Genomic DNA, 4,392 nt, shown 5'->3' on the forward strand with positions numbered 1-4,392 from the left:
TGCCCAGCTGCTGGATCCCGCCGGAAGCTGGTGGGATCTCCACATCGTTGCCTCCCCTGTTCAGGAGGACCAGATCTTTTGGCGGCTGGAGAGCTTTGGCTGTCAAGGCATGGCCAGCCAGGCTCATGACGAAGGCCAAATCAGCATTCATGCCTACTTGCCCTGCTCCCGCGCCACCCTCTTGGACTTGGCAGCTCTGGCCCTGCGCCTGCGGCAAGATGCCCTCGTAGCTGGTCAGCCCCTTCCCAAACTGCGCTGGGAACGCATAGAGGCGGAGGACTGGAGCAGCAGTTGGAAGCAGCACTGGCAGCCCCAGTGGGTCGGGGACAGGTTGCTTATTTGTCCGTCTTGGCTGGATCCACCTCCCCACCCCGGTCGTCTCCTGCTGCGGCTGGATCCGGGCATGGCCTTTGGCACAGGTACTCATCCGACCACCCAGCTTTGCCTGGAGGCCCTGGAGATGCGCCTTGGGGGGGGTGCTGGGGGAGTCACAGTGGCCGATGTGGGCTGTGGTTCGGGCATTTTGTCTGTGGCAGCGGCTCTCTTAGGAGCCAAGCGGGTTTATGCCGTGGATGTTGACCCGCTGGCGGTGCAGGCCACGCTCCAGAACCGGGATCTCAACGGCCTGACGGATCGCATTGTGGTGGCCAAAGGTAGCCTGGAGCACATTCCCGAGATGGTGGAGGGGCTGGTGTGCAACATTCTGACGGAGGTGATCCTAGACATGATCCCGCAGTTTGGCCTGGTGGTGAAAAGAGGGGGCTGGCTCATCCTCAGCGGCATTCTCCTGGAGCAGGCCAAGCTGGTTACGGAGATGTTGGAGGCCCACGAGTGGTTGGTTGCATCCCTTTGGCGACGGGGGGAATGGTGCTGTCTGAACGCACGCACAATTTAAGTTCTCTGCCCCGCCTAGCCATCGATCCGGCCCAACGGGATCCCGCGGGCGGGCTCCATTTAAGTAGCTCACAGCGGCACTACCTGCAGCGGGTGCACCGCCTCCGGCCAGGGGATCCCTTTTTGGTTTTGGATGGCTCCGGCAAGCTGTGGCTAGCCCATTGGCAGCCCCAGAAATGCCAGATTGCAACCGAGGTGGAGGCGCTGCCGCGGGAATTGCCCGTTTACCTGCATCTGGGCTTGGCAGTGGTCAAGGGGCTGGGGTTTGATGAGGTGTTTCGCCAGGTTACTGAGCTGGGGGTAGCCCGCATTACCCCTTTGCTGACGGAGCGCACCGTGGTAGAGCCGGGATCTGGGCGGCAGGAACGCTGGCAAAAAATTGTGCGGGAGGCAGCAGAACAGTGTGAGCGGCTGCACTGGCCCCAAGTTGACCCGCCTACTTCCTGGAGCCGCTGGCTGGCCGAGCTAAGGGCCAACTGGTGGGGTATAGCCGTCGCCCGCCAGGACGCCCCTCTGCTGCTGCAGGTCCTACCGCAACTGCGGGATCCCGTGGTGGCACTGGCTATTGGCCCAGAAGGGGGCTGGACAGAGAGCGAGCAGCGCCAGGCGGAAGCCTACGGCGGAGTGCCTGTCTCCTTGGGCCCGACAATCCTGCGATCCACCACAGCAGCTGTGGCCGCTGCCAGCCAAGTTGCCGCCTTCTATGCTAGTTTGAGCCGAGGCTAGCTCGCTCTACCCCTCGGCAGCAGGAACACGGTTGCCGATATGATGGCATTGACATAAACCCTTGGGGGCCCAAGAGGAGCCAACATGGAGAAAATCCAGGCGGTGCGGGGCACCCGCGACATTCTGCCGCAGGAGGTGAGGCTGTGGCAACAGGTGGAGGCCAGGGCCCGCGAGATCTTGGGGCGGGCCAACTACCAGGAGATCCGCACCCCCATTTTGGAGTTAACGGAGCTTTTTGCCCGCAGCCTCGGCGGCGCCACTGACGTGGTGGGCAAGGAGATGTTTTCCTTTAGCACTCGCGGCGAGCAGGAGGTAAGCCTGCGCCCTGAGAACACTGCTGGTGTGGTGCGGGCCTATATCCAGCACGGGCTGCAGATGGCAGGCGATGTGCAGCGCCTATGGTATTGCGGGCCCATGTTTCGCTACGAGCGTCCCCAAGCGGGGCGGCAACGCCAGTTCCATCAGTTGGGGGTGGAGCTCCTAGGCAGCCGGGATCCCCGCGCTGACGCCGAGGTCATTGCTCTGGCTTGGGAGCTGTTGCGGGCGGTGGGGGTGGAAAACCTTACCTTGCGGCTCAACTCCCTCGGGGATGGGCAGGATCGGCGGGCCTACCGCCAAGCCCTAGTGGACTACTTCACCCCCTTGAAAGAGCAGCTTGATCCCGACTCCCAGGAGCGCCTCAGCCGCAACCCCTTGCGCATCCTTGACAGCAAGGATCCCCATACCCGCGCCCTTGCCGAGAAAGCGCCCAAGCTGCCCGATTACCTCAGTGCTGACTCACGCGCCTTCTTCGAGCAAGTGCAAGCCCATCTCAAGGCCCTAGACATCCCCTATGAGCTGGATCCCTACCTGGTGCGTGGCTTGGACTACTACACCCACACCGCCTTCGAAATTGTCTCGCCCGAGCTAGGAGCCCAGAGCACTGTCTGCGGGGGCGGGCGCTACGACGGCCTGGTGGAAGAGCTGGGCGGGCCGCCAACCCCAGCGGTGGGCTGGGCTATTGGCCTGGAGCGGCTGGTGCTGCTGCTGCAAAAAAAGCAGCCAGAGGGGGTGGCAGGGCCCCTAGACGTCTACGTGATCTCCCGCGGAGCCAAAGCGGAAGCTCAATCCCTTCTCGTTGCCCAGGCCCTGCGCCAAGCTGGTTTTTGCACCGAGCTGGATCTAAGCGGCAGCCCCTTTAGCAAACAGTTCAAACGGGCTAGCCGTAGCGGCGCCACTTGGGCTGTGGTGCTGGGAGAGGCGGAAGCTGCGGCCGGGGAGGTGCAGCTGAAGCACTTGCCCACAGGACAGCAGCAAACCCTCCTGCAAGCTGAGCTGGTGAAGTATCTACTCTCCCAAAGGTGACTGCGCAATGCTGAGTTTTTGGGTACGGCGCGATGGACAAGAAGAATGGCAGCCAGTACCAGCCGAGGGAGCCATTCTGGAGGAGGACACTTACACCATCCTGGCCCGTTGTCCCCAACCCTACTTCACCATTACTGTGGAAGTTCACTACCGCCCTTTGACAGCAGAAGATGAGGGAGCTCCAGCGGAGGCGAAAGCCTCAAAGAGAGCCACCTCGCTCCTGCAAACCCGTTCGGTGCGCACCAACGAGGAGGGGATCAGCCTCATCTTGCCGGCCACCCACCTCTCCCCTGGTTTCTGGGAGCTGCACTGCCGCGATGCCGATTTGATAGCTGAGCTGTTTGGCGAGACGGAGCTAAACAATTGTCTGCGTTTCCAGGTCGTACCCGCCCCAGCTCAGTCGGAACCAGCAGCACCCTCGGTGGTCCAGCCAACGGAGCCCGAAGCTTCCACTCAGACCCAAGAGGCTGCCGTCCCCCCAGAGCTGTTTTCCCTCCTGCACAGCGACCTGGAGGGATCCCCCCAGGAAGTGCTGGTGTTAACCGGGCGAATTGGCTGTAGCGGCGAACTCCAGGTGCAGCTTTGGCAGGAAGGGAACCAGGATCCCCTTTTCCAAGGGCGACGGCAGATTCAACTCCCAGGGCAAGCGCGAGCGGCAGTGTTTAGCCTTCCCCTTACCCTGCCAAGTCAGCCGTGGGCGCGTCCTCTGCGGGGAGAGCTGCGCCTCACTCCCTCCTCTGGGCAGGCTTCAGAGCCGCTCACGATTCCTTTTTCCATCCGCTGCCGCAGCCAAGAATCCCTTGCCTCGGAGACCCCCCTCCCCCAGCAGCACCAAGAGGAAGACAGGTTGACGGACGTTGCCACTCCTGCCTCGACCACAACCCTGCTTTCTCCCGAGCGAACTTTGCAGAAGTTGTTGCGCATCTGGCAGGGCAGCCCCCCAGCTCCCCGCCCGGCTCAGCCGGGAGAGCTGCCTGCCGACACCGTACCCCCAGCTGAGGCCCAAGCCGAAGCAGAGGCAGTGCCTCCTTCCTCCCTTCCGCCCTCCCCCTCACCTGAGCTGCCCAGCGAAGAGGCTGTCCTGCCAGTCCCGCCCGCGCTACCTTTGCCGGTTACTGAGCAGAACCCAGAAGCCTTGCCCCTAGGAGTGTGCCCAGCGCCACAGCTGCTGGTGCCCGAACAACTGCGGGCAGGTGACAATTTCGATGTAGTGCTGCGTTTGCCGGCCTCGGTCAATTCTGCCAGTGGCTCGACCTCTCAGCCTCCTTTGTGGATTAAGTTTTGGGTCAAGCACGGCCGCACCCGCTCGCTGGTGGATGGCCCCCGCTGGTTGCTGGACTTCTCTCGCGATGACCAGGGACGGTGGCAAGCCCTCACCCGTATGACCATTCCACCCGGCGTCCCGGAAAGCAAGTAGCAGCCTTCGGC

At 62.7% G+C, this 4,392-nt stretch carries 4 protein-coding genes; all 4 read left to right on the plus strand.

The window, feature by feature from the left end:
- Positions 1-7 precede the first annotated feature (7 nt).
- The 4 genes from prmA to NW827_RS10425 all read left to right on the plus strand — a co-directional run bounded on the left by prmA (position 8) and on the right by NW827_RS10425 (position 4,381).
- Positions 8-895, plus strand: a complete 888-nt coding sequence (gene prmA / locus NW827_RS10410) for a 50S ribosomal protein L11 methyltransferase (RefSeq protein ID WP_414503659.1) — start codon at positions 8-10, stop codon at positions 893-895.
- Positions 865-1,620 carry a 16S rRNA (uracil(1498)-N(3))-methyltransferase gene (locus NW827_RS10415; protein ID WP_414403997.1) on the plus strand — a complete coding sequence of 252 codons (756 nt, stop codon included), beginning with the start codon at positions 865-867 and terminating at the stop codon, positions 1,618-1,620. Before prmA ends, NW827_RS10415 begins: the two co-directional genes overlap by 31 nt.
- Before the next feature lie 84 nt (positions 1,621-1,704).
- Positions 1,705-2,964 carry a histidine--tRNA ligase gene (gene hisS / locus NW827_RS10420; RefSeq protein ID WP_414503656.1) on the plus strand — a complete coding sequence of 420 codons (1,260 nt, stop codon included), beginning with the start codon at positions 1,705-1,707 and terminating at the stop codon, positions 2,962-2,964.
- A 7-nt stretch (positions 2,965-2,971) separates the two neighbouring features.
- A complete protein-coding gene (locus tag NW827_RS10425; protein WP_414503657.1) occupies positions 2,972-4,381 on the plus strand; it encodes a hypothetical protein in 1,410 nt (469 codons plus the stop codon).
- Positions 4,382-4,392 lie beyond the last annotated feature (11 nt).

Source organism: Synechococcus sp. H70.1 (assembly GCF_047502705.1).
Classification (GTDB): Bacteria; Cyanobacteriota; Cyanobacteriia; order Thermostichales; family Thermostichaceae; genus Thermostichus.

Bases quoted from the DNA above. Each gene is read 5' to 3' on its own strand.
- NW827_RS10425 (WP_414503657.1), top strand. From the start codon at position 2,972: ATGCTGAGTTTTTGGGTACGGCGCGATGGACAAGAAGAATGGCAGCCA.
- hisS (WP_414503656.1), top strand. From the start codon at position 1,705: ATGGAGAAAATCCAGGCGGTGCGGGGCACCCGCGACATTCTGCCGCAG.
- NW827_RS10415 (WP_414403997.1), top strand. From the start codon at position 865: ATGGTGCTGTCTGAACGCACGCACAATTTAAGTTCTCTGCCCCGCCTA.